27 protein-coding genes are annotated in these 25,338 nt (G+C 56.0%); 24 read left to right on the top strand and 3 right to left on the bottom strand.

The features are described 5' to 3' along the window. Positions 1 to 27 precede the first annotated feature (27 nt). Positions 28 to 630, top strand: a complete 603-nt coding sequence (locus ACNT1W_RS00370; RefSeq protein WP_419246269.1) for a LysE family translocator — start codon at positions 28 to 30, stop codon at positions 628 to 630. Between the two features lie 10 nt (positions 631 to 640). Continuing rightward, entirely contained in the window at positions 641 to 1,423 is a 783-nt protein-coding gene (locus ACNT1W_RS00365) for a PhzF family phenazine biosynthesis protein (protein WP_261139884.1), read from the top strand. Here ACNT1W_RS00365 and ACNT1W_RS00360 read toward each other — a convergent pair whose 3' ends face one another. Continuing rightward, on the bottom strand, positions 1,424 to 2,404 hold the full coding sequence (locus tag ACNT1W_RS00360) for a LacI family DNA-binding transcriptional regulator (RefSeq protein ID WP_012147251.1): 981 nt from the start codon (positions 2,402 to 2,404) through the stop codon (positions 1,424 to 1,426). A gap of 243 nt (positions 2,405 to 2,647) precedes the next feature. On the opposite strand from ACNT1W_RS00360, the gene ACNT1W_RS00355 reads away from it, so the two are divergent. From ACNT1W_RS00355 to tauD, 9 genes are all read left to right on the top strand, one after another. Beyond that, entirely contained in the window at positions 2,648 to 3,565 is a 918-nt protein-coding gene (locus ACNT1W_RS00355) for a GNAT family N-acetyltransferase (protein WP_419246268.1), read from the top strand. 31 nt (positions 3,566 to 3,596) lie between these two features. Further along, positions 3,597 to 4,856, top strand: a complete 1,260-nt coding sequence (locus ACNT1W_RS00350; RefSeq protein WP_017894264.1) for an MFS transporter — start codon at positions 3,597 to 3,599, stop codon at positions 4,854 to 4,856. After that, positions 4,849 to 5,928 (top strand): Gfo/Idh/MocA family protein, encoded by a 1,080-nt coding sequence (locus ACNT1W_RS00345; RefSeq protein WP_012147247.1) that lies wholly within the window; start codon positions 4,849 to 4,851, stop codon positions 5,926 to 5,928. Before ACNT1W_RS00350 ends, ACNT1W_RS00345 begins: the two co-directional genes overlap by 8 nt. Then, a complete protein-coding gene (locus ACNT1W_RS00340) occupies positions 5,925 to 6,989 on the top strand; it encodes a sugar phosphate isomerase/epimerase family protein (protein ID WP_261139879.1) in 1,065 nt (354 codons plus the stop codon). The genes ACNT1W_RS00345 and ACNT1W_RS00340 overlap by 4 nt, the downstream gene beginning before the upstream one ends. After that, positions 6,986 to 8,107 (top strand): Gfo/Idh/MocA family protein, encoded by a 1,122-nt coding sequence (locus ACNT1W_RS00335; protein WP_419246267.1) that lies wholly within the window; start codon positions 6,986 to 6,988, stop codon positions 8,105 to 8,107. Before ACNT1W_RS00340 ends, ACNT1W_RS00335 begins: the two co-directional genes overlap by 4 nt. A 107-nt stretch (positions 8,108 to 8,214) precedes the next feature. Continuing rightward, positions 8,215 to 9,210 carry a taurine ABC transporter substrate-binding protein gene (gene tauA, locus ACNT1W_RS00330; protein WP_017894260.1) on the top strand — a complete coding sequence of 332 codons (996 nt, stop codon included), beginning with the start codon at positions 8,215 to 8,217 and terminating at the stop codon, positions 9,208 to 9,210. Between the two features lie 9 nt (positions 9,211 to 9,219). Then, complete coding sequence (gene tauB, locus ACNT1W_RS00325; RefSeq protein ID WP_017894259.1) at positions 9,220 to 9,987, top strand: taurine ABC transporter ATP-binding subunit; 768 nt, start codon at positions 9,220 to 9,222, stop codon at positions 9,985 to 9,987. After that, positions 9,984 to 10,823 carry a taurine ABC transporter permease TauC gene (gene tauC, locus ACNT1W_RS00320; RefSeq protein WP_012147242.1) on the top strand — a complete coding sequence of 280 codons (840 nt, stop codon included), beginning with the start codon at positions 9,984 to 9,986 and terminating at the stop codon, positions 10,821 to 10,823. The genes tauB and tauC overlap by 4 nt, the downstream gene beginning before the upstream one ends. Next, on the top strand, positions 10,820 to 11,668 hold the full coding sequence (gene tauD / locus ACNT1W_RS00315; RefSeq protein WP_218218338.1) for a taurine dioxygenase: 849 nt from the start codon (positions 10,820 to 10,822) through the stop codon (positions 11,666 to 11,668). The genes tauC and tauD overlap by 4 nt, the downstream gene beginning before the upstream one ends. Here tauD and ACNT1W_RS00310 read toward each other — a convergent pair. Continuing rightward, positions 11,665 to 13,578 carry an ABC transporter ATP-binding protein gene (locus ACNT1W_RS00310; RefSeq protein WP_017894257.1) on the bottom strand — a complete coding sequence of 638 codons (1,914 nt, stop codon included), beginning with the start codon at positions 13,576 to 13,578 and terminating at the stop codon, positions 11,665 to 11,667. The two genes, tauD and ACNT1W_RS00310, sit on opposite strands and share 4 nt — an antisense overlap. A gap of 133 nt (positions 13,579 to 13,711) precedes the next feature. On the opposite strand from ACNT1W_RS00310, the gene kefG reads away from it, so the two are divergent. The 4 genes from kefG (at position 13,712) to slyD (ending at position 17,017) form a co-directional block, all read left to right on the top strand. Beyond that, positions 13,712 to 14,263: a glutathione-regulated potassium-efflux system ancillary protein KefG gene (kefG, locus tag ACNT1W_RS00305; protein ID WP_012147239.1), complete on the top strand. Its 552-nt coding sequence runs from the start codon at positions 13,712 to 13,714 to the stop codon at positions 14,261 to 14,263. A gap of 2 nt (positions 14,264 to 14,265) precedes the next feature. Continuing rightward, entirely contained in the window at positions 14,266 to 16,074 is a 1,809-nt protein-coding gene (kefB, locus tag ACNT1W_RS00300; protein ID WP_012147238.1) for a glutathione-regulated potassium-efflux system protein KefB, read from the top strand. Positions 16,075 to 16,088: 14 nt separating this feature from the next. Continuing rightward, on the top strand, positions 16,089 to 16,292 hold the full coding sequence (locus ACNT1W_RS00295; protein WP_012147237.1) for a YheV family putative zinc ribbon protein: 204 nt from the start codon (positions 16,089 to 16,091) through the stop codon (positions 16,290 to 16,292). A 122-nt stretch (positions 16,293 to 16,414) separates the two neighbouring features. Then, positions 16,415 to 17,017, top strand: a complete 603-nt coding sequence (slyD, locus tag ACNT1W_RS00290; RefSeq protein ID WP_012147236.1) for a peptidylprolyl isomerase — start codon at positions 16,415 to 16,417, stop codon at positions 17,015 to 17,017. Between the two features lie 60 nt (positions 17,018 to 17,077). On the opposite strand, the gene ACNT1W_RS00285 is transcribed toward slyD, so the two are convergent. Next, on the bottom strand, positions 17,078 to 17,305 hold the full coding sequence (locus ACNT1W_RS00285; RefSeq protein ID WP_012147235.1) for a SlyX family protein: 228 nt from the start codon (positions 17,303 to 17,305) through the stop codon (positions 17,078 to 17,080). Between the two features lie 369 nt (positions 17,306 to 17,674). On the opposite strand from ACNT1W_RS00285, the gene fkpA reads away from it, so the two are divergent. The 9 genes from fkpA to tuf all read left to right on the top strand — a co-directional run bounded on the left by fkpA (position 17,675) and on the right by tuf (position 25,235). Then, positions 17,675 to 18,508 (top strand): FKBP-type peptidyl-prolyl cis-trans isomerase, encoded by an 834-nt coding sequence (gene fkpA, locus ACNT1W_RS00280; protein ID WP_012147234.1) that lies wholly within the window; start codon positions 17,675 to 17,677, stop codon positions 18,506 to 18,508. Between the two features lie 400 nt (positions 18,509 to 18,908). After that, on the top strand, positions 18,909 to 19,631 hold the full coding sequence (locus ACNT1W_RS00275) for a helix-turn-helix transcriptional regulator (protein ID WP_012147233.1): 723 nt from the start codon (positions 18,909 to 18,911) through the stop codon (positions 19,629 to 19,631). Continuing rightward, positions 19,631 to 20,020 (top strand): sulfurtransferase complex subunit TusD, encoded by a 390-nt coding sequence (gene tusD / locus ACNT1W_RS00270; protein ID WP_017894253.1) that lies wholly within the window; start codon positions 19,631 to 19,633, stop codon positions 20,018 to 20,020. Before ACNT1W_RS00275 ends, tusD begins: the two co-directional genes overlap by 1 nt. A gap of 8 nt (positions 20,021 to 20,028) precedes the next feature. After that, complete coding sequence (tusC, locus tag ACNT1W_RS00265; protein ID WP_012147231.1) at positions 20,029 to 20,388, top strand: sulfurtransferase complex subunit TusC; 360 nt, start codon at positions 20,029 to 20,031, stop codon at positions 20,386 to 20,388. 8 nt (positions 20,389 to 20,396) lie between these two features. Next, a complete protein-coding gene (gene tusB / locus ACNT1W_RS00260) occupies positions 20,397 to 20,684 on the top strand; it encodes a sulfurtransferase complex subunit TusB (RefSeq protein ID WP_012147230.1) in 288 nt (95 codons plus the stop codon). Between the two features lie 142 nt (positions 20,685 to 20,826). Beyond that, positions 20,827 to 21,201 carry a 30S ribosomal protein S12 gene (gene rpsL, locus ACNT1W_RS00255; RefSeq protein ID WP_004930426.1) on the top strand — a complete coding sequence of 125 codons (375 nt, stop codon included), beginning with the start codon at positions 20,827 to 20,829 and terminating at the stop codon, positions 21,199 to 21,201. A 96-nt stretch (positions 21,202 to 21,297) separates the two neighbouring features. Continuing rightward, positions 21,298 to 21,768 carry a 30S ribosomal protein S7 gene (rpsG, locus tag ACNT1W_RS00250; RefSeq protein WP_012147229.1) on the top strand — a complete coding sequence of 157 codons (471 nt, stop codon included), beginning with the start codon at positions 21,298 to 21,300 and terminating at the stop codon, positions 21,766 to 21,768. Between the two features lie 97 nt (positions 21,769 to 21,865). After that, positions 21,866 to 23,980 carry an elongation factor G gene (fusA, locus tag ACNT1W_RS00245; RefSeq protein ID WP_012147228.1) on the top strand — a complete coding sequence of 705 codons (2,115 nt, stop codon included), beginning with the start codon at positions 21,866 to 21,868 and terminating at the stop codon, positions 23,978 to 23,980. Between the two features lie 70 nt (positions 23,981 to 24,050). Further along, positions 24,051 to 25,235 carry an elongation factor Tu gene (gene tuf / locus ACNT1W_RS00240; RefSeq protein WP_012147227.1) on the top strand — a complete coding sequence of 395 codons (1,185 nt, stop codon included), beginning with the start codon at positions 24,051 to 24,053 and terminating at the stop codon, positions 25,233 to 25,235. Positions 25,236 to 25,338: the final 103 nt, after the last annotated feature.

The following is a 25,338-nucleotide window of genomic DNA, read 5'->3' as shown; positions in this document are numbered from 1 at the left end:
ATGACCTGGGTGAGGAGCGCCCGCCTGATGGATGCGAGTTTATTTCTTTCGATGCTAGGTTTTCTGTGGGTGGCCGCGATCACACCTGGCCCCAACAATATGTTACTGACCACTTCCGGTGCCAACTTTGGCTTTATGCGTTCACTGTTGCTGATGATTGGCATCATGCTCGGCATGCAAAGCATTTTGCTGCTGGTGGCGTTCGGCGTCGGCAGCCTGATTCTGGTTTATCCGGCGCTGCATCTGGTGCTGAAAATTCTCGGTAGCCTGTATCTGCTGTGGCTGGCATGGAAAGTGGCTACCGCCGCTTATGAAAAGCTGGAAACCGACGTGGCACCGCCCAAACCGATACGGCTCTACCAGGGTTGGCTGCTACAGTTCCTTAATCCCAAGGCCTGGCTGATGGCGCTGGGGGCGGTGGCCAGCTTCAGCCTGGCGGGTGCTCAATACAACGCCTCGATTCTGGCGATCTCACTGGGCATATTCGTGGTGAACATCATTGCCGGCGTGATTTGGTTGGGATTTGGCACGGTGATTGGCCGACTGCTGCGCAGCAAAAAGGCCTGGATCATTTTTAACGTTTCTATGGGGTTGCTCACCGCGGCCTGTGTGTTACTCATCTGGTATTAAGGAATTGCGGATGGCAGAAAATTACTTCCATATTGCGGCCTTCACCGGTAAAGGGTTTCGGGGCAATCCGGCCGGCGTCTGCCTGTTGAAGCAGCCGTTGTCGGCTGTGGAGATGCAGGCTATCGCCAATGAACTGAGCCTGCCGGAAACCAGCTTTGTCTGGGACGATGGCGATATGTCGGCCATCCGTTGGTTTACTCCCCAGCGAGAAGTCGATTTGTGCGGTCATGGCACGCTGGCGGCGGCACACGTGATGTTCAGCGTGGTGAACCCGGCGCTGCAGGATATTCGTTTCCGCTCGGCGAGCGGCGACTTGTACGTTAAACGCGACGCCGAAGATGGCGAACGCCTGGTCCTGGATTTCCCGTCCCGGCCACCGCAGAAGGTTGTGGAGCCTGAAGGGTTGGCGGCGCTGCTGGGGGCTAATCCGCAGGAAGTGTGGCAGGCCAATGCGCTGTTGGTGGTATTGGAAAACGAAGCGCAGGTCAGGGCATTACAGCCGGATATCCCGGCACTGATTGCCCTGGTTGGCCGGGCCGTGATTGTCAGTGCTCCGGGTGAGACGGCGGATTTTGTCTCGCGCTATTTTACCCTCGACGGCGGCGAAGATCCGGTGACCGGCTCCGCACACTGCACGCTGATGCCCTACTGGAGCGCACGTCTTGGTCGCCATCAGCTGCACGCCCGGCAGATTTCGGCGCGCGGCGGCGAGTTGTTCTGTGAGCTGAAGGGCGATCGCACCTTGATTGGCGGCTATGCACACACGTTTTTGCGTGGGGAATTGAGCTTGTAATCAGGCTGAGCCACGCTCAACCAGCCGCCACTCAAGCACTTCATTGCGCGGTGGTTGTTGCGGATTTTTGATTTTTTCCAGCAGCAACTGCACGCTGCGCACGCCGAACTGGTGCATCGGTTGTTCGACGGTGGTCAGCGGTGGCGTGGTGACGGCCCCGAATGGCACGCCGTCAAAGCCCATTACCGCGACATCTTCGGGAATGCGCAATCCCTGTTGGTGCAGGGTGCTCATCGCCCCACCGGCGATCACGTCGGAGATGGTGAATACCGCATCCGGTCGCGGCCCGGCATCCAGCAGGCGAGCCATGGCCAACGCACCGGCGGCATATTCCAACCCCTCGACGTATTCCACCTGACAATAGTCGAATCCGGCTTCGGCCAGCGCCTGTCGATAACCTTGCTCTCGCTGCTGCGAGTAGAGATAGCGCATGTCGCTGTTGATCAGGGCAATACGTCGTCGGCCCCGTGCAGCTAAATAACGCACGCCGGCCCTCGCCGCCTGATGGTTGTCGATGGTGACTGAAGAGGCACGGAACTCGGGATCGCCTTCGCCGCATTGTACCCAGGGAAAATCGCCAATCATTGCGGTCAGGCCGGGCAGGCAACTGACGGCGTCCATGGTAATCACGCCGTCGACCACTTTACCGCTCAGCAGGCTGAGATAGGCGGACTCCCGGGTTGGATTGGATTCGGAGTTGCACAGCAAAATGTGGTAGCCGTGGCGTTCGGCTTCTTCTTCGATACCGCGTACTACCAGGGAACAAAAAGGATTGGTGATACTGGAAACCAGTACCAGCAGCATACGGCTACGCGAAGTGCGTAGCTGACGCGCCAGCAGGTTGGGTTGGTAGTCGCATGCGCGGATCGCCGCCAGTACCTTGTCGCGAGTGGCCGGTTTGACGATTTGCTGGCCGTTCAATACCCGTGAGACCGTCGCGGCAGAGACGCCGGCGAGTTTCGCCACCTTTTCGATCGACATGGTTTGCTGTTCCTTCTGCCCAATTGCCCCGCACAATATGCCCAAGCGCGGCAAAAAGTCTGCGCCTGGCCTCAGGATTGTGATGTGGGTTACAAATTCATCTTATCAGCCCCTTTCAACAGATTAATCAGGTTGCCGAAAAAAAGAAATCGATTACATTTTGCTCATGGTGAAAATGAAATCGATTACATTTTGCGATTTCACGTTATTTCGCTGAACCCATAATCTGAAAAGAGGGGGCGGATGCAGGTGCAACTGAGAGTAGCGGAAAACAGTGATCGCCAGGCGGTCGCACAACTGATTCATCTGTCGACCAATGCCTGGTATCAACGCCACGGCATGGGCGCCATCTTTTCCGCAGCACCGACCAGCTGCGGGCTGTTTGTTGACGTCTATCGCCATCTGGATACCGGACAGCACTGGGTTGCGCACGATGAACAGGGCGTGCTGTGCGGTTCCTGCTTCTTTCACCCGCGTGAAACTCATCTCGGGCTGGGCATCATGAATGTACATCCCGACTACTTTGGTCGTGGTATCGCCGTGCAGCTGATGGCGAAAGCCGACGAACTGGCGGGATCGCTACCTATACGCCTGATTTCCAGCGCGTTAAATCTGGACTCCTACGCGTTGTACCACCGTGCCGGCTTCACGCCCTATGCGATTTATCAGGATATGGCGATCCCGGTGCCGGTAGAGGGATTTTCCTTCCCCAGTCTGACGCGCGGCAGAGTGCGCGCCGCCCAGCCAGATGATCTGCCCGGCATCCTGCAGTTGGAACGAATGCTGTTGGGCATCGAACGTCGGCGCGATATTGACTACTTCCTCAATGACGCCAGCGGGCTATGGCGCACTGCCGTGTGGGAACTTGACGGCAGCATGGGCGGTTATCTGGCTTCGGTGGCGCATCCGGCTTCCCGCCTGTTGGGGCCGGGCTGTAGCCACAGCGAAGAGATTGCCCTGGAGTTGATCGGTTGGATGCTGGATCGCCACCATCGCGGTACCACGCCTGTGGTGCTGGTACCGGCGCAACGTTCCGCCCTCAGCCAGGTGCTGTTGCGGTGGGGCGGGCGGATTTGTGAATTGCATTTGGCGCAGGTGAAAGGCCGTGCGCTACAACCCGGCGGTGTGGTTATGCCGTCCTTCCTGCCGGAAAGCGGTTAGACAACACCACAACAAGACCAATGGGGGAATTATGCAAACTGACAGCGCGGTCCTGGGGACCAAAAGCGTCACATTCAAATGGGTGGTGCCGCGGTTGGCACTGATGATGTTTCTGCAGTTCTTTGTTTGGGGGGCGTGGTACGTCACGCTCGGCGTAGTGATGGGTAAGTTCGGCCTGGCGGCGATCATCGGCGATGCTTACTCGACCGGGCCGATCGCTTCGATTCTGTCACCGTTTGTGCTGGGCATGCTGGTCGATCGCTTCTTCGCCTCGCAGAAGGTGCTGGGGGTACTGCATCTGATCGGTGCCGGGTTGTTGTGGCTGATGCCCGGCTTCTTCAGCAGTGGACAGAGCGGCCTGTTGTGGATCATTTTCGGTTATATGTTGTGTTATATGCCGACTATCGCTCTCAGCAACAACGTGGCGTTTTATAGCCTGAGCAACAGCGAAAAAGCCTTTCCTGTGGTGCGGGCGTTCGGCACCTTTGGCTGGATTGTCGCTGGGCTGATCGTCGGTGCCAGCGGATTGTCAGACAGTACCGGTATTTTCACACTGGCGGCGGTGGCCTCGTTGATGTTGGCCATTTACAGCTTCACCTTGCCACACACCCCGGCACCGGAACGCGGCAAACCGATAAAAATGCGTGACCTGCTGTGTGCCGATGCTTTCGCCATGCTCAAGCAGCGGCACTTCCTGGTGTTTATCATCTGCGCGACGCTGATCTCTATCCCGCTGGCGGCCTACTATGCCTATGCCGCGCCTTTCATCGCGGCGACCGGTTTCAGCAATGTCGGCGGGGTGATGTCGCTGGGGCAGATGTCCGAACTGTTCTTTATGCTGCTGATCCCGTTTCTGTTTGTACGGCTGGGCATCAAGGTGATGCTGTTGATTGGCATGTTGGCGTGGTTCCTGCGCTACGTGATGTTTGCGCTGGGGATTACCGAAGAACTGCGCTGGATGATTTACCTCGGCATCATTCTGCACGGTATGTGCTACGACTTCTTTTTCGTGATCGGTTTTATCTACACCGACAAGGTGGCCGGTGACAAGGTCAAGGGCCAGGCCCAGAGTCTGCTGGTGTTGTTCACCTATGGTCTGGGCATGTTGATCGGTTCGCAAATCAGCGGTGCACTGTTCAATCGTTTGGTGACGGCGGAAGGGGCGGCAGCGCTGCCACAGTGGCAGAGTTTCTGGTGGTATCCGGCCATCGGTGCGCTGGCGATCGCGGCACTGTTCTTCTTCACCTTCAATTACCGGGAAATCCCGCAGGGGGAGAAACGCGATGACTGATTTGCGTGTGCTGGTGGTGGGCTGCGGCAATATGGGGGCTTCACATGCTGAAGCCTATCACGATATGGACGGCGTCGAGATTTGCGGCTTGGTGGCGCGCGGTGATTCCCGACATCGGCTCAATACCCGGTTGGGGGGCGGTTACCCGGTGTTCAGTGATTTCGCCCAGGCGCTGACGGTGACGCGTCCGGATGCGGTTTGCCTGACCACCTGGCCAGATACCCATGAAGCCTACGCGTTGGCGGCGCTGGCTGCCGGTTGCCATCTGTTCATTGAAAAACCGCTCGCCACTACCCTTGTCGGTGCGGAGAGAGTGATTGCCGCCGCGCGGGCCGCCGGGCGGCAACTGGTGGTCGGCTATATTCTGCGTCACCATCCGTCATGGCAACAATTTGTCGAATTGGCCCGTGACCTGGGCAAACCGCTGGTGATGCGCATGAACCTCAATCAACAGAGTCACGGTGCGATGTGGGATGTGCACCGCAATTTGATGCAGTCGCTGTCGCCGATTGTCGACTGTGGCGTGCATTACCTTGACGTGATGTGCCAGATGACCCAGTCGGAGCCGGTCAGCGTCAGCGCCATCGGAGCACGACTGAGTGAGGAGCTGCCGCCGGAAATGTACAACTATGGCCAGTTACAGGTGCGTTTTGCCGATGGCTCCGTTGGCTGGTACGAAGCCGGCTGGGGGCCGATGATCAGCGAAACCGCCTACTTCGTCAAAGACGTGATTGGACCGCGTGGCTCAGTCTCGATCGTCGCGCGGCAGGCGGATGCGGATTCAGATAACGTCGACGGCCACACCCGTACCGACTCGTTGCGTATCCACAGCGCGGCGTTGGATAGCACTAATCAGTTTCTCCAGTCGGACCGCTGGATTGACTGTCAGGACGAACCGGACCATTTGGCGCTGTGCCTGAGCGAGCAGCGCTATTTTCTTCAGGCGATCCAGGACGGGTTGGATCTCGACCGGCATTGGCAGGATGCCCTGAACAGCCTGCGGGTGGTACTGGCGGCGGACGAAGCGGTGCGCAGCCGGCAAACAGTAATGTTAGGGAGGTCATCAGCATGAAAACCATTCAGGGGCCGGGGCTGTTTCTGGCCCAGTTTATCGGCCCGCAGGCGCCGTTTGATTCGCTGGACGGGTTGGCCGCTTGGGCCGCCGGGCTGGGGTTTAAAAGCCTGCAGATCCCGACCACGTCCCCTGCTATTTTTGATCTCAAGCGGGCGGCCCACAGCCAGGAGTATTGTGACGAGGTGCGCGCGTTGCTGGCGAGGCACGGCTTGGCGATCTCCGAGTTATCCACCCATTTGCAGGGGCAACTGGTGGCGGTGCATCCGGCTTACGATCCGGCTTTTGACGGCTTTGCTCCGGTTCAGGTGCGCGGCAATTCTCAGGCCCGGCAAGCATGGGCAACGGAGCAATTGCTGATGGCAGCACAGGCATCGCAGAGGTTGGGATTAGCCGCACACGTGACTTTTTCTGGCGCGCTGGCCTGGCCCTATTTTTACCCCTGGCCACCGCACAATGCGCTGTTGCTGGAGGAAGCCTTCGGGCAACTGGCACAGCGTTGGCGGCCGATCCTCGATGCTTTTGACGACGTCGGTGTCGACCTTTGCTATGAACTGCACCCAGGGGAGGATCTGCATGACGGTGTGACCTTTGAGCGCTTTCTACGGCAGGTTGGCAATCACCCGCGTTGCCATATCCTGTATGACCCCAGCCATCTGCATTTGCAGCAGATGGACTATCTTGGCTTTATTGATGTTTATCACCCGCGCATTCGGGCGTTTCACGTCAAGGATGCTGAATATCGGCCCAATGCTCGCAGCGGCGTGTATGGCGGTTATCAGCCGTGGCTGGAAAGACCCGGACGCTTTCGTTCACTCGGCGATGGGCAGATCGACTTCCCTGCAATTTTCAGCAAGCTGGCGCAGTACGATTTTCCCGGCTGGGCCACGCTGGAGTGGGAGTGCTGTCTGAAATCGCCGGAGGCCGGTGCGCGGGAAGGGGCTGAGTTTATCGCCCGCCATATTATTCCAGTCGCTGAGAGGGCGTTTGATGATTTTGCCGCCGTCGGCGGTGAACGCAAACAGGTCAGACAGATGTTGGGTGTGGGAGAGCAACCATGAGATTACGCTTGGGGATGGTCGGCGGGGGCGAAGGGGCCTTTATCGGCGCGGTGCACCGTCTGGCGGCGCGGATGGACGATGAGTTTGAGCTGGTAGCCGGGGCTTTCTCTGCTGATTGGGAAAACTGTCGTCGCACCGGCGAACGGCTACACCTCGACCCACAGCGCTGCTATCACGATTTTAACCAGATGGCGCAAGCAGAGGCGGCGCGCGAAAACGGCATCGATGTGGTGGCTATCGTCACCCCCAATTATCTGCATGCGCCGGTGGCGACCGCGTTTCTTAACGCCGGCATCGACGTCATCTGCGACAAGCCTCTGTGCAACAGCTATGCCGAGGCGTTGCAGTTGGCCGAGACGGTGCGGCGTAGCGGAAAGCAACTGATATTGACCCATAACTACAGTGCCTATCCGTTGGTGCGCGAGGCGCGTAGCCGGGTATTCGCCGGTGAATTGGGGGCGATCCGCTTTATCGAGGTGGAGTATTTGCAAGAATGGCTGGCGCAGCCGCTGGAACTGACCGACAACAAGCAGGCTGGCTGGCGTTCCCAGCCAGAAAAGGCCGGGGCCGGCTGTATTGGTGATGTGGGTACCCATGCCTGGCAGTTGGCGCACTTTGTCAGCGGCCTGTTGCCGCAGGCGATCAGCGCCGAACTCACTGCGTTTATTGCTGGGCGCCAGATAGACGACGATGTGCGGGTGCAGATGCGCTACGCCAACGGTGCCAGAGGCCGACTGTGGGCCAGTCAGGTGGCTTGTGGCCATGAGAACGGCCTGCGGTTGAGAGTCTATGGTAGCGACGGCAGCCTGGAATTTTGTCAGGAACAACCGAATCAGTTGCGGATGCGGCCCCGGGATGCGCCAGCCTATTGCATAACCCGCGCCTCTTCATTCCAGTATGTGGAGAACCGTTCACTGGCACGGGTACCGGCAGGGCATCCTGAAGGCTATCTGGAAGGATTTGGTCAGATTTACCGCGAGGCGGCGGCACGATTGCGGAATGGGCCGCAGGCGGCCCCCCTGTTACCGGGGATTGAGACCGGGGTGCAGGGCATGGCATTTATCGATGCTGCCCAACGTAGCAGTGCTGCCGGCGGGCAATGGATCGACCTGAATTAATTTATATTCCCATAAGTAATAACGCAGTTTTTTTTATTCTTTTATAGCTCGTCACCGCTCAGATAAAACTGTCAGCAACTGAACAGACTTTTATCAACGGAGCGATCATGGCGAGCAAACACTTTTCATTACGCGGCGCGGCACTGCTGGTGTTATCACTTGCTGCGGCTAACGCCTATGCGGTGGACGTGACCGTGGCGTACCAGACTTCGGCGGAACCCGCCAAGGTGGCGCAGGCGGAAAACAGCTTCGCCAAACAGTCTGGTGCCACCGTTGACTGGCGTAAATTCGACAGCGGCTCCAGCGTGCTACGCGCGTTGGCCTCCGGTGACGTGCAGATCGGTAATATCGGTTCCAGCCCACTGGCGGTGGCCGCCAGCCAAAAACTCCCTATCGAAGTCTTCCTGATCGCCTCCCAGCTCGGCAGCTCCGAAGCCCTGGTGGTGAAGAAAGAGATCAAAACCCCGCAGGATTTGATCGGCAAGCGAATCGCCGTGCCCTTTATCTCAACCACCCACTACAGTCTGCTGGCCTCGCTCAAACACTGGGGCATCAAGCCTGAGCAGGTCAAAATTCTCAATCTGCAACCGCCGGCCATTGCCGCCGCATGGCAGCGCGGTGACATCGACGGAGCCTACGTCTGGGCGCCGGTAGTCAATGAATTAGCCAAGCAGGGCAAGGTACTGACCGATTCCGCCCAGGTTGGACAATGGGGCGCGCCGACGCTTGACGTCTGGGTGGTGCGCAAGGACTTTGCCGAAAAACACCCGGAAGTGGTGACCGCCTTTGCCGCCAGCGCGTTGAACGCCCAAAAAGCCTACCTGGCGCAGCCGGAGCAGTGGCTGAAGGATAAAGGCAATCTCAACACGCTGTCCCGTTTGAGCGGCGTGCCGGAAGAACAGATACCGGTGCTGGTGAAGGGCAATACCTATTTGCCGGTGGCGGAGCAAATAACCCAACTTGGCCAGCCGGTGGACAAGGCTATCCGTGATACCGCCGAGTTCCTTAAACAGCAGGGCAAAATTCCGCAGGTCGACGGTGATTACAGTGCCTACGTCACCGATCGCTTTGTGAAACAGGTGCAGGCTGCGCCGCAGTCGTAGGGGAGCAGCATGTTAAACGTTAATCACCTTTCAGCAGAGTATCAGGGGCGCCCTGCGCTGCGCGACGTCTCGTTCCAGATTGACGCCGGGCAACTGGTGGTGGTGCTTGGCCCTTCGGGCTGCGGCAAAACCACGCTGCTGAATTTGATCGCCGGGTTTATCGAGCCTTCAGCTGGCAGCATCACGCTTGACGAAGTTCCCGTAAAAGGCCCCGGAGCCGAACGGGGCGTGGTGTTCCAGCATGAAGGTTTACTGCCGTGGCGCAACGTGGTGGATAACGTGGAGTTTGGTCTGCAACTGGCCGGCGTCGGCAAACAGCAGCGACGTCAGGTGGCACAAGAGATGTTGCAACGCGTCGGATTGGCCGGCTATGAACAGCACTTTATCTGGCAACTCTCCGGCGGCATGCGTCAGCGGGTAGGGATTGCCCGTGCGCTGGCTGCCGATCCGCGCCTGTTGCTGCTGGATGAGCCGTTTGGCGCGCTGGATGCATTTACCCGCGAACAAATGCAGGAACTGCTGTTGACCATTTGGCGGGATACCGGCAAACAGGTGCTGCTGATCACCCACGATATTGAAGAAGCGGTGTTTCTGGCCAGTGAACTGCTGTTGCTGTCGCCGGGACCGGGGCAGGTGGTGGAACGCCTGGCGCTTAACTTCGGCCAACGTTATGCCAACGGCGAGGCGTGCCGCTCGATCAAGTCCGACCCTGAATTTATCGCGCAGCGCGAATATGTGCTGGGCAAAGTCTTTCAACAGCGCGAGGCCTTGCTATGAGCCTGCATTCCGCCCTCAAAGAAGTTGTTCAGCCGCAGGCTGCAGCCCCGACGCGCCGTTTTAGCGTGCCGCGTAACCTCTGGCTGAGCAGCGCCACCCTGCTGGTGGTATTGGCCATCTGGTGGGGCGTGACCGCGCTGAACCTGATCAGCCCGTTATTTCTACCGGCACCGCAGCAGGTGCTGCATCAACTGATTACCATCGCCAGCCCGCAAGGCTTTATGGACGCCACGCTATGGCAGCATTTGGCCGCCAGCCTGGGGCGCATTCTGGTGGCGCTGTTGGCGGCGGTGATTATCGGTGTACCTGTGGGTATCGCCATGGGGCTGAACGATACGGTGCGCGGCATTCTCGATCCGTTGATTGAAATTTACCGCCCGGTGCCGCCGCTGGCCTATTTACCGCTGATGGTGATTTGGTTCGGCATTGGCGAAACCTCGAAAATCTTGCTGATTTATCTGGCGATCTTCGCTCCGGTGACATTGTCTGCCGTAGCCGGTGTGCGCAGTGTGGCGCAGGTTCGCGTGCGGGCCGCCCGTGCGCTGGGGGCCAACCGTTGGCAGTTGCTGCGTTTTGTTGTGCTGCCTAGCGCCTTGCCGGAGATTTTAACCGGCATCCGCATTGGGCTGGGGGTCGGTTGGTCGACGCTGGTGGCCGCAGAACTGATCGCCGCCACCCGCGGCCTGGGATTTATGGTGCAATCCGCCGGTGAGTTTCTGGCTACCGATGTGGTGCTGGCCGGTATCGGCGTGATTGCGATTATTGCATTTGGGCTGGAGCTGGGGCTGCGTGCCCTGCAGCGCCGATTGACCCCGTGGCACGGAGTAAACCAATGAACGAACGTTTAAATATCACCCCATTGGGGCCTTATATCGGTGCGCTGGTGGAAAACGTTAATCTGGCACGCCCCCTGGGTGATGGCCAATTCGAACAGCTCTACCATGCATTGCTGAAACATCAGGTGCTGTTTCTGCGTAATCAGCCGATCACCCCGTTGCAACAGCGGAATTTGGCCGGTCGCTTCGGCGACCTGCATATTCACCCGGTCTATCCGCAAGCCGCCGATGTGAAAGAGATTATCGTGCTGGATACCCATGACAATAATCCGCCGGACAATGATAACTGGCATACCGACGTGACCTTTATCGAGAATCCGCCGCTGGGGGCGATACTGGCGGCGAAAACCCTGCCTTCCACCGGCGGCGATACGCTGTGGGCCAGTGGTATTGCGGCCTTTGAAGCGCTGTCTGAGCCGTTCAGGCAACTGTTGGCCGGGCTGAAGGCGGAGCATGATTTCACCAAGTCATTCCCGGAACACAAGCATCGCGGCAGCGAAGAAGAGCGCCAGCGCTGGCAGGTAGCGGTACAGAAAAATCCGCCGTTGCTGCATCCGGTAGTGCGCACGCATCCGGTCAGCGGCCGGCAGGCCCTGTTCGTCAATGAAGGTTTTACGACGCGGATTGTTGATCTGGCACCGAAGGAAAGCGACGCGCTGCTGAACTTTCTGTTCGCCCACATCACCAAGCCGGAGTTTCAGGTGCGTTGGCGTTGGCAGGAAAATGACATTGCCATCTGGGATAACCGCGTGACGCAGCATTACGCCAACGCGGATTATCTGCCGCAGCGGCGCATTATGCACCGCGCGACCATTCTGGGGGACAAGCCTTTCTACAAGGCTTAAAGGTCAAACTCGTTGGTGAACTGTTCCAACTGCTCTTGCGCATCCAGCCAGGTCATTTCCGTTTCTTCCAACGCGGACTTGGCCTGGCTTTGCTGTTGCAGACAAAGCGTCAAATCGGCCTTGCGGCTGATGTCGTACAACGCGGAATCCGCCAGCTTCTCTTCCACCGCCGCCAATTCGGCACTCAGTTTTTCCATCTGCTGTTCCAGCTTGGCGATCTGCTTGCGCAGCGGCTGAGTCTGGCTGCGGAACTCGGCTTCCCGACGTTTCTGATCTTTACGGGCTTGCGCGCTGTTGGCGTTGTTTTCCTTGTCCGGCGCGTCCTGCTGGTTTTCCTGACGTTGCAGGTCAACCAGCCATTGCTGATAGTCGTCCAAATCGCCGTCGAACACTTCCACCTGGCCATCGTGCACCAGATAGAGATCGTCAGTGGTGGAGCGCAACAGGTGACGGTCGTGCGAGACCACCACTAACGCGCCTTCAAAGTCGATCAGCGCTTCGGTCAGCGCCTGACGCATATCCAGATCCAGGTGGTTGGTCGGTTCATCGAGCAGCAGCAGGTTAGGGCGCTGCCAGACAATCAGCGCCAACACCAACCGCGCCTTTTCGCCACCGGAGAAACGTTCGGTAATCTCAGTGACCTTATCGCCCTGGAAGCCAAAACCGCCCAAATAGTCGCGCAGCTGCTGTTCCAGCACCCGCGGGGCGATGCGGCTCAGATGTTGCAACGGGGATTCGTCGGCGCGCAAGAACTCCAACTGATGCTGGGCGAAGTAACCCAGCTTGATGCCTTTCGCCAGACCAATCTCACCGCTCAGCGGCTCCAGCGAACCGGCCAGCATTTTGATCAGGGTGGATTTACCGGCGCCATTACGGCCCAGCAGACCGATACGTGAGCCGGGTACCAGGTTCAGTTTGATCGAGTTCAGGATCACCTTGTCGCCATAACCGGCGCTGACCTTCTCCATGCGCAGCAGCGGGTTCGGCAGGCTTTCCGGCTGGCGGAAACTGAAGCTGAACGGGTTATCGACGTGGGCCGGTGCAATCAGCTCCATGCGTTCAAGCATTTTGATACGGCTTTGCGCCTGCTTGGCCTTGGTGGCCTGCGCGCGGAAGCGGTCAATGTAGCTTTGCAGATGCGCCACTTTCTCCTGTTGGTTCTGGTACAGCGCCTGCTGCTGTGCCAGTTTGGTCGAACGTTGGCGTTCGAACGAGGAGTAGTTACCGGTATATTCGTTAATGGTTTCTTGTTCGATATGCAGAATCTTATCGACGATCGGATCAAGGAAATCGCGGTCGTGCGAAATCAGCACCAGCGTGCCTGGGTAGCTTTTCAACCAGCGTTCCAGCCAGATCACCGCGTCCAAATCCAGGTGGTTGGTCGGTTCGTCGAGCAGCAGCAGGTCTGAACGACAGACCAACGCTTGTGCCAGGTTAAGGCGCATACGCCAGCCGCCCGAGAAGGCGCGTACCGGATTGAGCAACTGTTCGTTGGAAAAGCCCAGGCCGTGCAGCAGGCTGGCGGCGCGAGAACGGATGGTCCAGGCATCAAGGGCATCGAGTTTGCCGTGCAGTGTGGCGATGGCGTGGCCGTCGTTTTTATCGTTTGCCACCTGCAATTCGGCTTCAAGCTGGCGGAATTCGCGATCGCCGTCGATCACATACTCAAGCGCAGGCACGTCCAGCGCCGGTGTTTCCTGATTAACCCAGGCCAGGGCCCAGTTGCTTGGAAAGGTGTAGCTGCCGCCGTCCGCGGCCATCTCGCCCTTCAGCAATGACAGCAACGTGGATTTGCCGCAGCCGTTTTTACCCACCAGGCCGACCTTCTGACCTGGATTAACCGTCGCCGTGGCGTTGTCCAACAGGACGCGGGTGCCGCGTCGGATTTGTAGCGAGGAAAATACAATCATAAAGTGCCGTATGTTCAGAGTATGTTAAATTGAGTGAGTTCTAAGTTAACAGGACGCAGACTGTCCTATTATTAGTCTTTGCGGAGCATGGTAACGGAAAACCGCTACCCTGACGACGCTTTGGAGGGGAATGATGTCGCAGCCGCCGAAGGTCTTGCTGCTGTATGCCCATCCGGAATCCCAGGACTCGGTCGCGAATCGGGTTTTGCTTCGACCGGCACAGCAGTTGGAACATGTCACCGTGCACGATTTATACGCGCACTATCCTGATTTTTTTATTGATATTCACCACGAACAACAACTGCTGCGTGAACATCAGGTCATTGTTTTTCAACATCCTCTCTATACCTACAGTTGCCCGGCCCTGCTGAAAGAATGGCTGGATCGCGTGCTGTCGCGTGGTTTTGCCAGCGGCATGGGGGGCAATGCGCTGGCGGGAAAATACTGGCGTTCGGTGATCACCACCGGTGAACCGGAGGGCGCCTACCGTACCGGCGGTTATAACCGCTATCCGATAGAAGATATTTTGCGCCCGTTTGAGTTGACCGCCGCCATGTGCCATATGCACTGGCTGACGCCGATGCTGGTGTATTGGGCGCGTCGGCAGAAGCCAGAGGTGCTGGAAAGCCATGCCACGGCGTATGGCGACTGGTTGCGCAACCCGCTGCCACACGGAGGGAGGTAAACATGGAAGGCTCAACCTTACTGACCGCAATTTTACTGTTTCTGTTCGCTGCGGTGGTCACGGTGCCGATTGCACGCCGCCTGGGTATTGGCGCGGTCTTGGGCTACCTGATCGCCGGCATTGCCATCGGCCCCTGGGGGCTGGGCTTCATTCGCGACGTCGACGAGATCCTGCACTTTTCCGAACTGGGCGTGGTGTTTCTGATGTTTATCATCGGCCTGGAGCTGAACCCCAGCAAGCTGTGGGAGTTGCGGCGTTCAATCTTTGGCGTCGGTGCCGGACAGGTGCTGATCACCGCCGCGGTGCTGGGGGCCCTGCTTTATCTGACCCATTTTGCCTGGCAGGCCGCCGTGATAGGCGGTATCGGGCTGGCGATGTCGTCAACCGCCATGGCGTTGCAGCTAATGCGCGAGAAGGGCATGAACCGCAATGAGGGCGGCCAACTGGGGTTCTCGGTGCTGCTGTTCCAGGATATGGCGGTGATCCCGGCGCTGGCGCTGATCCCGATCCTCGCCGGGGCCGGGGGTAGCAGTGACGACTGGGCACAAATTGCACTCAAGGTGGCGGCGTTCGGCGGCATGCTGATTGGCGGGCGGTTCCTGTTGCGGCCACTGTTCCGCTATATCGCCTCTTCCGGAGTACGCGAAATCTTCACCGCTGCCGCTCTGCTGGTGGTGTTGGGGGCGGCGATGTTTATGGATGCGCTCGGCCTGTCGATGGCGCTCGGCACCTTTATCGCCGGCGTGTTGCTGGCGGAGAGTGAATATCGCCATGAGTTGGAGATTTCAATCGAGCCATTCAAGGGGCTGCTGCTGGGGCTGTTCTTTATCTCGGTGGGCATGGCGCTGAATATCGGCGTACTCTATACCCATCTGGCCGAAGTGCTGCTGGGCGTGGTGCTGCTGGTGGCGATCAAGTCGGGCGTCCTGTATTCGCTGTCGCGTATTTTTGGCCTGCGCAGTTCGGTGCGTTTGCAGTTTGCCGGCGTGCTTAGCCAGGGCGGCGAGTTTGCCTTCGTACTGTTTTCGGCGGCGGGCACGCAGAAGGTGCTGCAGCCCGATCAACTCGCGCTGTTGCTGGTGGTGGTGACCTTGTCGATGATGACTACGCCGCTGTTGATGCAAATTATCGACCGTATTTTGGTGCGCCGATACAACGCCAGGGATGAAGACGAAGAGACACCCTATGTGGAGGACGATGACCCGCAGGTGATCATCGTCGGCTTCGGGCGTTTTGGTCAGGTGATCGGCCGATTGCTGATGGCCAACAAGATGCGCATCACCGTATTGGAGCGCGATGTCAGCGCCGTTGGCGTGCTGCGCCGCTACGGTTACAAGGTATATTACGGCGACGCCACCGAGCTGGAGCTGCTGCGTGCGGCCGGTGCGGCGAAGGCCAGGTCGATCGTGATCACCTGTAATGAGCCGGAAGACACTATGGAAATTGTGCGGCTGTGTCAGCAGCATTTCCCCGATCTGAGCATTTTGGCGCGAGCACGCGGTCGTGTTGAGGCGCACGAATTGCTGCAGGCCGGGGTCAAGCAGTTCAGCCGCGAAACCTTCTCCAGCGCGCTGGAACTGGGGCGAAAGGCACTGATGGAGTTAGGTATGCATCCGCATCAGGCCTATCGTGCGCAACAGCACTTCCGCCGGCTGGACATGCGTATGCTGCGTGAATTGATGCCGCCGCATCACGGCGATGTGGCGCAAATTTCCCGCGTGAAAGAAGCGCGGCGTGAGTTGGAAGAACTTTTCCACCGAGAAATGCAAAAAGAGAGTCGCCAGTTCGACGGCTGGGATGAATACGAATAATTTGGAGCACTGAGATGTCTGCAACACGTAAAAGATTTATCGCCGGAGCAGTCTGCCCGAGCTGTAAGGCTATGGATACGCTGGCAGTTTGGCGTGAAGACCAGGTCGAAGTGGTGGAGTGCGTCAAGTGCGGCCATCACCAGCGACAGACCGAAGAACAGGTGGAAAAGCACGTCCGGCCGCAGGAGCAGGTGATCGGTATTTTCCATCCGGAGTAGCGTTATCGGGCGCGATTTTTTATGCTGAAGGGTACAGCGGGAAAGATTTCCGATACAATCTGTCCGGTTAAGGCGCGGCCCCCATGACGGTTGCGTCCAAGTATCCAACGGTAGGAGATATCATGAAAGTAGCAAAAGACTTGGTGGTCAGCCTGGCTTACCAAGTACGTACAGAAGACGGTGTGTTGGTTGATGAGTCTCCGGTGAGTGCGCCGCTGGACTATCTGCATGGGCATGGTTCACTGATTGCGGGTCTGGAAAAAGCACTCGAAGGCCACGAAGCGGGCGATCGTTTTGACGTGAATGTTGGCGCTAACGATGCGTACGGCAACTACGACGAAAACCTGGTGCAGCGCGTGCCGAAAGACGTCTTTATGGGCGTTGACGAGTTGGAAGTGGGTATGCGCTTCCTGGCTGATACCGATCAGGGCCCAGTGCCAGTCGAAATCACCGAAGTGGACGGCGACCACGTAGTGGTTGACGGTAACCACATGCTGGCGGGTCAGAACCTGAACTTCAACGTGGAAGTTGTCGCGATCCGCGAAGCTACCGCTGAAGAACTGGCGCACGGCCACGTACATGGCGAGCACGATCATCATCACGACCATGAACACGGTGAAGGCTGCTGCGGCGGTCATGGCCATGACCACGATCATGACCATGCACATGACCAGGCTCCGGCCAAGAAAGGCGGTTGCGGTAACGGCGGTTGCGGTTGCCACTAATCGCAATGCTGTAACGGCAAAAAAAAGGGCGGCCCTGGGGCTGCCCTTTTTTATTGTTTATCAATAATGTGGCGGCGGAGTCTCTTCCGACTGCGAAGCTATCATCGACGTCTGGCTCGAACGCAGTTTATCGGTCAGCACGCGCAGGTGCTCTTGTAATTTCAGCATTTCAAACTGGTGCTGCACCACGATCTGATTGAGCTCTTCGATGGTGACTTCCTGGAAGGCCTGGCGGCTCTCCAGCTCTTCCAGCCGCAGTAACAGGCTGTGGTTATCGGCGTTGTGCATGGTGCTACCTCTGACGCGGTTTAATCCTGAATCTGACGCTATGTTAACAGCTGCCGCCGGCTTTGCGCTGCGCTATTTCACCCCGTTTCATGGGGGCGATAACCGCACGCGTCATAGCACTGTGTAAAGTGCTGAAAAATAGAGCGCTTACCATGGGCGGATTTGTTACCGTTGGGCGTCGGATGATGGAAAAATCTGATTTATCATACGGGTAGCACATTAAACGAAACTTCTGTTTAAAGCTGGAGTCACACTTTGACTCGATTGGTTACCTGTGTGACTGTTTTGTTTTGTTTCGGACAGCTATAGTAGCCCGGTTATCTTACTTAATGATTGTTTGGGGCATCGCTTCAGACACTGGAGAAATGGATGAAATCTTTGTTTAAAGTCACGCTTCTGGCAACCACCATGGCTTTTGCTTTGAATGCGACCCAGGTTATGGCTGCTGATGCAGCTAAACCAGCAGAAGCGGCTAAAGCTGCCGACGCGGCACCAAGCACTGGCAAGTTCAAGAACGATGACGAGCAAGCGGCTTACGCACTGGGTGCATCCCTGGGCCGTTACATGGACAACTCGCTGAAAGAGCAAGAAAAACTGGGCATCAAACTGGATAAAGACCAGTTGATCTCAGGCGTTCAGGACGCTTTTGCCAACAAGAGCAAGCTGAACGATGCAGATATCGAAAAAACCCTGCAAAGCTTTGAAGCACGCGTGAAGGCTTCCGCTCAGGCGAAGATGGAGCAGGATGCGAAAGATAACGAAGCGAAAGGCACCAAGTACCGTGATACCTTCGCTAAAGAAAAAGGCGTGAAGAAAACCGAGTCTGGCCTGCTGTATCAGGTAGAGAAGCCAGGTACCGGCGCGGCGCCTAAAGACAGCGATACCGTTGTGGTGAACTACAAGGGCACCCTGACCGACGGTACCGAGTTTGACAACTCCTACACCCGTGGTGAGCCACTGTCATTCCGTCTGGACGGTGTGATCCCAGGCTGGACTGAAGGCCTGAAACACATCAAGAAAGGCGGCAAAATCAAGCTGGTTATCCCACCGGCGCTGGCCTACGGTAAAACTGGCGTCCCGGGTATTCCGGCTAACTCCACTCTGGTGTTCGACGTTGAGCTGCTGGATGTGAAAGCCGCGCCGAAAGCGGACGCCAAGGCTGAGAAACCGGCTGACGCAGCGGCCGATGCCAAAGCGCAGTAAGTCTGCCTGAGCCCCACACCGCCGCGAACATTCTTCGCGGCGGTGTTCATTTCAACCTGCCAAATCAGGCGTAACTTTCACCTCCTCCCCCACTGATCGCTTGACGCCTGCCGGGCATCGGGCTTAACGTCAATACCACGCGCAAACGCAAGGACTTTACTCTGGCTGTTTTGCTAGACTAATTATCCGGACTTATAAGTCATGCGCCTGCCCCTTAGGGCGTGTACCTAAAACTGTTCCTGGTCGTCAAGGCCGGCGGACGCACATCGTGCTGTTTCAGACTGATATCAGCCAGCCACCCTGCGTATTCACAAGGGTGTGCCGCCTGTGGAAGGGAACCCGCACGAGCAGTTTTAGCTGCGCCCCCTGGCACAGGCGATCTTTGAGGGTGGTATTTTCGATGTCTAATTCGCTTTTATCCAGCGAAGCCAGCGAACTTGATTTGCTGAACGAACGTCCGTTTACCCAAACGGATCATGAAATTTTGAAGTCTTACGAAGCGGTAGTTGATGGCCTGGCGATGTTGATCGGCGGGCACTGTGAGATCGTGCTGCACGCACTGGAAGATTTGAAATGCTCGGCGGTACGTATTGCCAACGGTGAGCATACCGGGCGGCAAATCGGTTCGCCGATTACCGATCTGGCGCTGCGCATGTTGCACGATATGGCCGGCAATGACAGTAGCGTATCGCAGGCCTATTTTACTCGCGCCAAGAGCGGTGTGCTGATGAAGTCGGTGACTATCGCCATCCGCAATCGCGAGCAGCGAGTGATCGGCCTGCTGTGTATCAACATGAACCTCGACGTGCCTTTCTCGCAGGTGATGCAGACATTTATGCCGCCGGAAACCCAGGAAGTGGCCCCTTCGGTCAACTTTGCGTCCTCCGTTGACGATCTGGTGGCACAAACGCTGGAGTTCACCATCGAAGAAGTTAATGCCGATCGTAACGTTTCCAACAATGCCAAAAATCGTCAGGTGGTGCTGAACCTCTATGAGAAGGGCATTTTTGATATCAAGGATGCGATTAATCAGGTGGCGGATCGTCTGAATATCTCCAAGCACACCGTCTATCTGTATATCCGCCAGTTCAAAAGCGGCGATCTGTTGGGAACTGAACGCTGATGCTGGATTACTGCCTTGTGGTCACCGGTCCGGCGTATGGCACCCAGCAGGCCAGTAGCGCCTATCAGTTTGCTCAGGCTTTGCTGGCGAAAGGGCACCGCCTCTCCAGCGTGTTTTTTTACCGTGAAGGGGTGTTGAACGCCAACCAGCTGACGGCACCAGCCGGTGATGAGTTTGATTTGGTCCGTGGCTGGGTACAATTGGCGCAGCAGCATGGCATCGAGCTCAATGTCTGCGTTGCCGCTGCGTTGCGACGTGGGGTGACCGATGAGCAGGAGGCGGCACAACAGGGGTTGCCCGCGGCAAACCTCCAACCGGGTTTTATCCTCAGCGGGTTGGGCTCACTGGCCGAGGCTGCGCTGAGCAGTGACCGCCTGGTGCAGTTCTGAGAGAATTTATGAAACGAGTTGCTTTTGTTTTTACCCAGGGCCCTCACGGCAACGCCGGCGGCAGGGAAGGGCTGGATGCGTTACTGGCCACCTCGGCGCTGAGCGAAGATCTGGGCGTGTTTTTTATCGGTGATGGCGTATTGCAGCTATTGCCGGGGCAGCAACCGGAAAAAATTCTGGCTCGCAATTACATCGCCACCTTTGGTGTACTGCCATTGTATGACGTTGAACGCTGCTATCTGTGCCAGGCATCCTTGCAGGAACGCGGTCTGAGTCAGGTGACTGACTGGGTGCTGGACGCCGAGGTATTGGCACCGGACGCGCTGGGCCAACTATTGGCCGGCTATGATGCGGTGATGACTTTTTAGGAAACCTGATGCTGTATACCCTTAGCCGTTCCCCCACTCAATGCGATTTGCCTGCGCTGCTGCGCCTGACGGCAGCGGGCGACGACCTGCTGCTGCTACAGGATGGTGTGCTGGCCGGCCTGGCCGGTAGTGCGCATCTTGAATTGCTGCTTAATGCCCCCATATCCCTTTATGCACTGCAAGATGACCTGGAAGCCAGAGGCTTGACTGGTCATTTTTCACACAAAATCACTGTCATCGGCTATAATCACTTCGTTGAATTAACCGAAAAGCATCGCAGTCAAATGTCCTGGTGATGAGAGTAATGTTGTATATTTCTTGACACCTCTACTGCTCAGCCATAAAATTCTGCGTCCCGTACTTTGCCTGTAGTGCATACGGGGGGATTTATCACATGTTTACGAAGCAACAAACGAAGCAAAAACCAGGAGCTTTTTAATGGCAACAATTAATCAGCTGGTACGCAAACCACGCTCTGTGAAGGCTGCTAAAAGCAACGTTCCAGCGCTGGAAGCTTGCCCGCAGAAACGTGGCGTATGTACTCGCGTATATACCACCACTCCTAAGAAACCAAACTCCGCACTGCGTAAAGTATGCCGTGTGCGTTTGACTAACGGTTTTGAAGTTACCTCCTACATCGGCGGTGAAGGTCATAACCTGCAGGAACACTCCGTGATCCTGATCCGTGGCGGTCGTGTAAAAGACTTGCCAGGTGTGCGTTACCACACCGTCCGTGGTGCACTTGACTGCTCCGGTGTTAAAGACCGTAAGCAAGCTCGTTCCAAGTACGGCGTGAAGAAGCCAAAGGCTTAATGGTTCTCCGTTAAGTAAGGCCAAACATTTTCACTTTAATGTCAAAATAAACTCGTAGAGTTTTGGACAATCCTGAATTAACAACGGAGTATTTCCATGCCACGTCGTCGCGTAATCGGCCAACGTAAAATCCTTCCAGATCCTAAGTTCGGATCCGAACTGTTGGCCAAATTTGTAAACATCCTGATGGTAGATGGTAAAAAATCTACTGCAGAAGCAATCGTCTATACCGCGCTGGAAACCCTGGCTCAGCGTTCTGGTAAAGATCACCTGGAAGCTTTTGAAGTAGCTCTCGACAACGTTCGCCCGACTGTAGAAGTTAAGTCGCGCCGCGTTGGTGGTTCTACTTATCAGGTACCAGTTGAAGTCCGCCCGGTCCGTCGTAATGCTCTGGCAATGCGCTGGATCGTTGATGCTGCTCGTAAACGCGGTGATAAATCCATGGCTCTGCGCTTGGCGAACGAACTTTCTGATGCAGTTGAGAACAAAGGTTCTGCTGTTAAGAAACGTGAAGACGTTCACCGTATGGCAGAAGCCAACAAGGCGTTCGCCCACTACCGCTGGTAATTGCCACGCAGTAGTTATGCTAACCAAGCGGGCGCTTCAAGAAGCCAACCCGCTTGGGTTAACTGAACTTGAACGCCTAAGGCAATAGAGGAATCAAATGGCTCGTAAAACACCCATTGAGCGCTATCGTAACATCGGTATCAGCGCTCACATCGACGCCGGTAAAACGACCACTACCGAACGTGTTTTGTTCTACACCGGTGTAAACCACAAAATCGGTGAAGTGCACGACGGCGCAGCTACCATGGACTGGATGGAGCAGGAGCAGGAACGTGGTATTACCATCACGTCCGCTGCGACTACCTGTTTCTGGTCTGGTATGGCTAAGCAGTTCGACGCACACCACATCAACATCATCGACACCCCAGGACACGTTGACTTCACCATCGAAGTAGAACGTTCCATGCGTGTTCTTGATGGCGCGGTAATGGTTTACTGTGCAGTTGGTGGCGTTCAGCCACAGTCTGAAACCGTATGGCGTCAGGCTAACAAATATAAAGTTCCACGCATCGCGTTCGTTAACAAAATGGACCGCATGGGTGCTAACTTCCTGAAAGTTGTTGATCAGATTGAAAAACGTCTGGGCGCAACTCCGGTCCCTCTGCAGCTGGCTATCGGCGCAGAAGAGAAATTCACCGGTGTTGTTGACCTGGTGAAAATGAAAGCCATCAACTGGAACGAAGCCGATCAGGGCGTGACCTTCGAATACGAAGAGATCCCGGCTGATATGCAAGAACTGGCTGAAGAATGGCGTCAGAAGCTGGTAGAGTCCGCTGCTGAAGGTTCTGATGAGCTGATGGAGAAATTCTTTGGTGGCGAAGAGCTGACTGAAGAAGAGATCAAAACTTCTCTGCGTAAGCGCGTTCTGAACAACGAAATCATCCTGGTTACCTGTGGTTCTGCGTTTAAAAACAAAGGCGTACAGGCAATGCTGGATGCTGTTGTTGAGTATCTGCCGGCACCAACTGACGTTGCAGCAATCAACGGCATTTTGGATGACGGTAAAGACACTCCAGCAGTTCGTCGTTCTGACGATGCTGAGCCGTTCTCTGCTCTGGCGTTCAAAATCGCTACTGACCCATTCGTGGGTAACCTGACGTTCTTCCGTGTTTACTCCGGTCTTGTTAACTCAGGTGACACTGTATTTAACCCAGTGAAATCTCAGCGTGAACGTCTGGGCCGTATCGTTCAGATGCATGCTAACAAGCGTGAAGAGATCAAAGAAGTTCGCGCAGGCGACATCGCTGCAGCTATCGGTCTGAAAGACGTGACTACCGGTGACACTCTGTGTGATCCGAACAACGTGATCATTCTGGAGCGCATGGAGTTCCCTGAGCCGGTAATCTCCGTTGCAGTTGAACCAAAAACCAAAGCTGACCAGGAAAAAATGGGTCTGGCTCTGGGCCGTCTGGCGAAGGAAGATCCATCATTCCGCGTATGGACTGACGAAGAATCAGGTCAGACTATCATCGCAGGTATGGGTGAACTTCACCTGGACATCCTGGTTGACCGTATGCGTCGTGAATTCAACGTTGAAGCAAACGTGGGCAAACCTCAGGTTGCTTACCGTGAAGCGATTCGTTCGAAAGTTACCGATATCGAAGGTAAACACGCCAAGCAGTCTGGTGGTCGTGGTCAGTATGGTCACGTTGTGATCGACATGTACCCACTGGAGCCGGGCTCAAATCCGAAAGGCTACGAGTTCATCAATGACATTAAAGGTGGTGTAATCCCAACGGAATACATCGGTGCCATTGATAAAGGCCTCCAGGAGCAGCTTAAGTCTGGTCCGCTGGCCGGTTACCCGGTAGTTGATCTCGGTGTGCGTCTGCATTTCGGTTCTTACCACGATGTTGACTCCTCCGAATTGGCGTTTAAACTGGCCGCTTCTATCGCCTTTAAAGATGGCTTTAAGAAAGCGAAACCTGTTTTGCTTGAGCCAATCATGAAGGTTGAAGTTGAAACGCCGGAAGAGAACACTGGTGACGTCATCGGTGACCTTAGCCGTCGTCGTGGTCAACTGAAAGGTCAGGAATCCAACGCTACTGGCGTTCAGATTCACGCTGAAGTTCCGTTGTCCGAGATGTTCGGCTACGCAACTCAACTGCGTTCTCTGACCAAAGGCCGTGCTTCTTACTCCATGGAGTTCCTGAAGTACGATGATGCGCCGAACAACGTCGCTCAGGCCGTTATTGAAGCCCGTGGTAAATAAGCTTTCGGGTTTAACACATTGATCAGTGCTCTCTCCATGAGGGGAGAGCATAAGAGTAAGGAATATAGCCGTGTCTAAAGAAAAATTTGAACGTTCCAAACCGCACGTTAACGTTGGTACTATCGGCCACGTTGACCACGGTAAAACTACCCTGACTGCAGCAATCACCACCGTTCTGGCTAAAACCTACGGCGGTTCTGCACGTGCTTTCGACCAGATCGATAACGCGCCAGAAGAAAAAGCTCGTGGTATCACCATCAACACTTCTCACGTTGAATATGACACCCCAAGCCGTCACTACGCGCACGTTGACTGCCCAGGGCACGCCGACTACGTTAAAAACATGATCACCGGTGCTGCTCAGATGGACGGCGCTATCCTGGTTGTTGCTGCGACTGATGGCCCTATGCCTCAGACCCGTGAGCACATCCTGCTGGGTCGTCAGGTTGGCGTTCCTTTCATCATCGTATTCATGAACAAATGCGACATGGTTGATGATGAAGAGCTGCTGGAACTGGTAGAAATGGAAGTTCGTGAACTTCTGTCTGCTTATGACTTCCCTGGTGATGACCTGCCGGTTGTTCGTGGTTCAGCGCTGAAAGCACTGGAAGGCGAAGCTGAGTGGGAAGCTAAAATCATCGAACTGGCTGGCTACCTGGATTCTTACATCCCAGAACCAGAGCGTGCTATCGACAAGCCGTTCCTGCTGCCAATCGAAGACGTATTCTCCATCTCCGGTCGTGGTACTGTTGTTACCGGTCGTGTTGAGCGCGGTATCGTTAAAGTTGGCGAAGAAGTTGAAATCGTTGGTATCAAAGACACCGTTAAGTCTACCTGTACTGGCGTTGAAATGTTCCGCAAACTGCTGGACGAAGGCCGTGCTGGTGAGAACGTTGGTGTTCTGCTGCGTGGTATCAAGCGTGAAGACATCGAACGTGGTCAGGTACTGGCTAAACCAGGTTCTATCAAGCCACACACCAAATTCGACTCAGAAGTTTACATCCTGAGCAAAGAAGAAGGTGGTCGTCATACTCCATTCTTCAAAGGCTACCGTCCACAGTTCTACTTCCGTACAACTGACGTGACCGGTACCATCGAACTGCCAGAAGGCGTTGAGATGGTAATGCCTGGCGATAACGTGAACATGGTTGTTACCCTGATTCACCCAATCGCGATGGACGACGGTCTGCGTTTCGCAATCCGTGAAGGCGGCCGTACTGTAGGCGCTGGTGTTGTTGCTAAAGTTATCGCTTAATCGCGAATAATTTTTCGACACAAAAAGAGGGCACTTCGGTGCCCTTTTTTTATGCAATTTTTCCAAATCTTAATTGAAATAAAAAGCATTCCTATTTAGACTT

The organism is Serratia sp. NFX21 (genome assembly GCF_048517035.1).
Lineage (GTDB): Bacteria > Pseudomonadota > Gammaproteobacteria > Enterobacterales > Enterobacteriaceae > Serratia > Serratia quinivorans.
The sequence above is the reverse complement of the archived record's forward strand: the minus strand, read 5'-3'. Positions and strand labels throughout refer to the sequence as shown.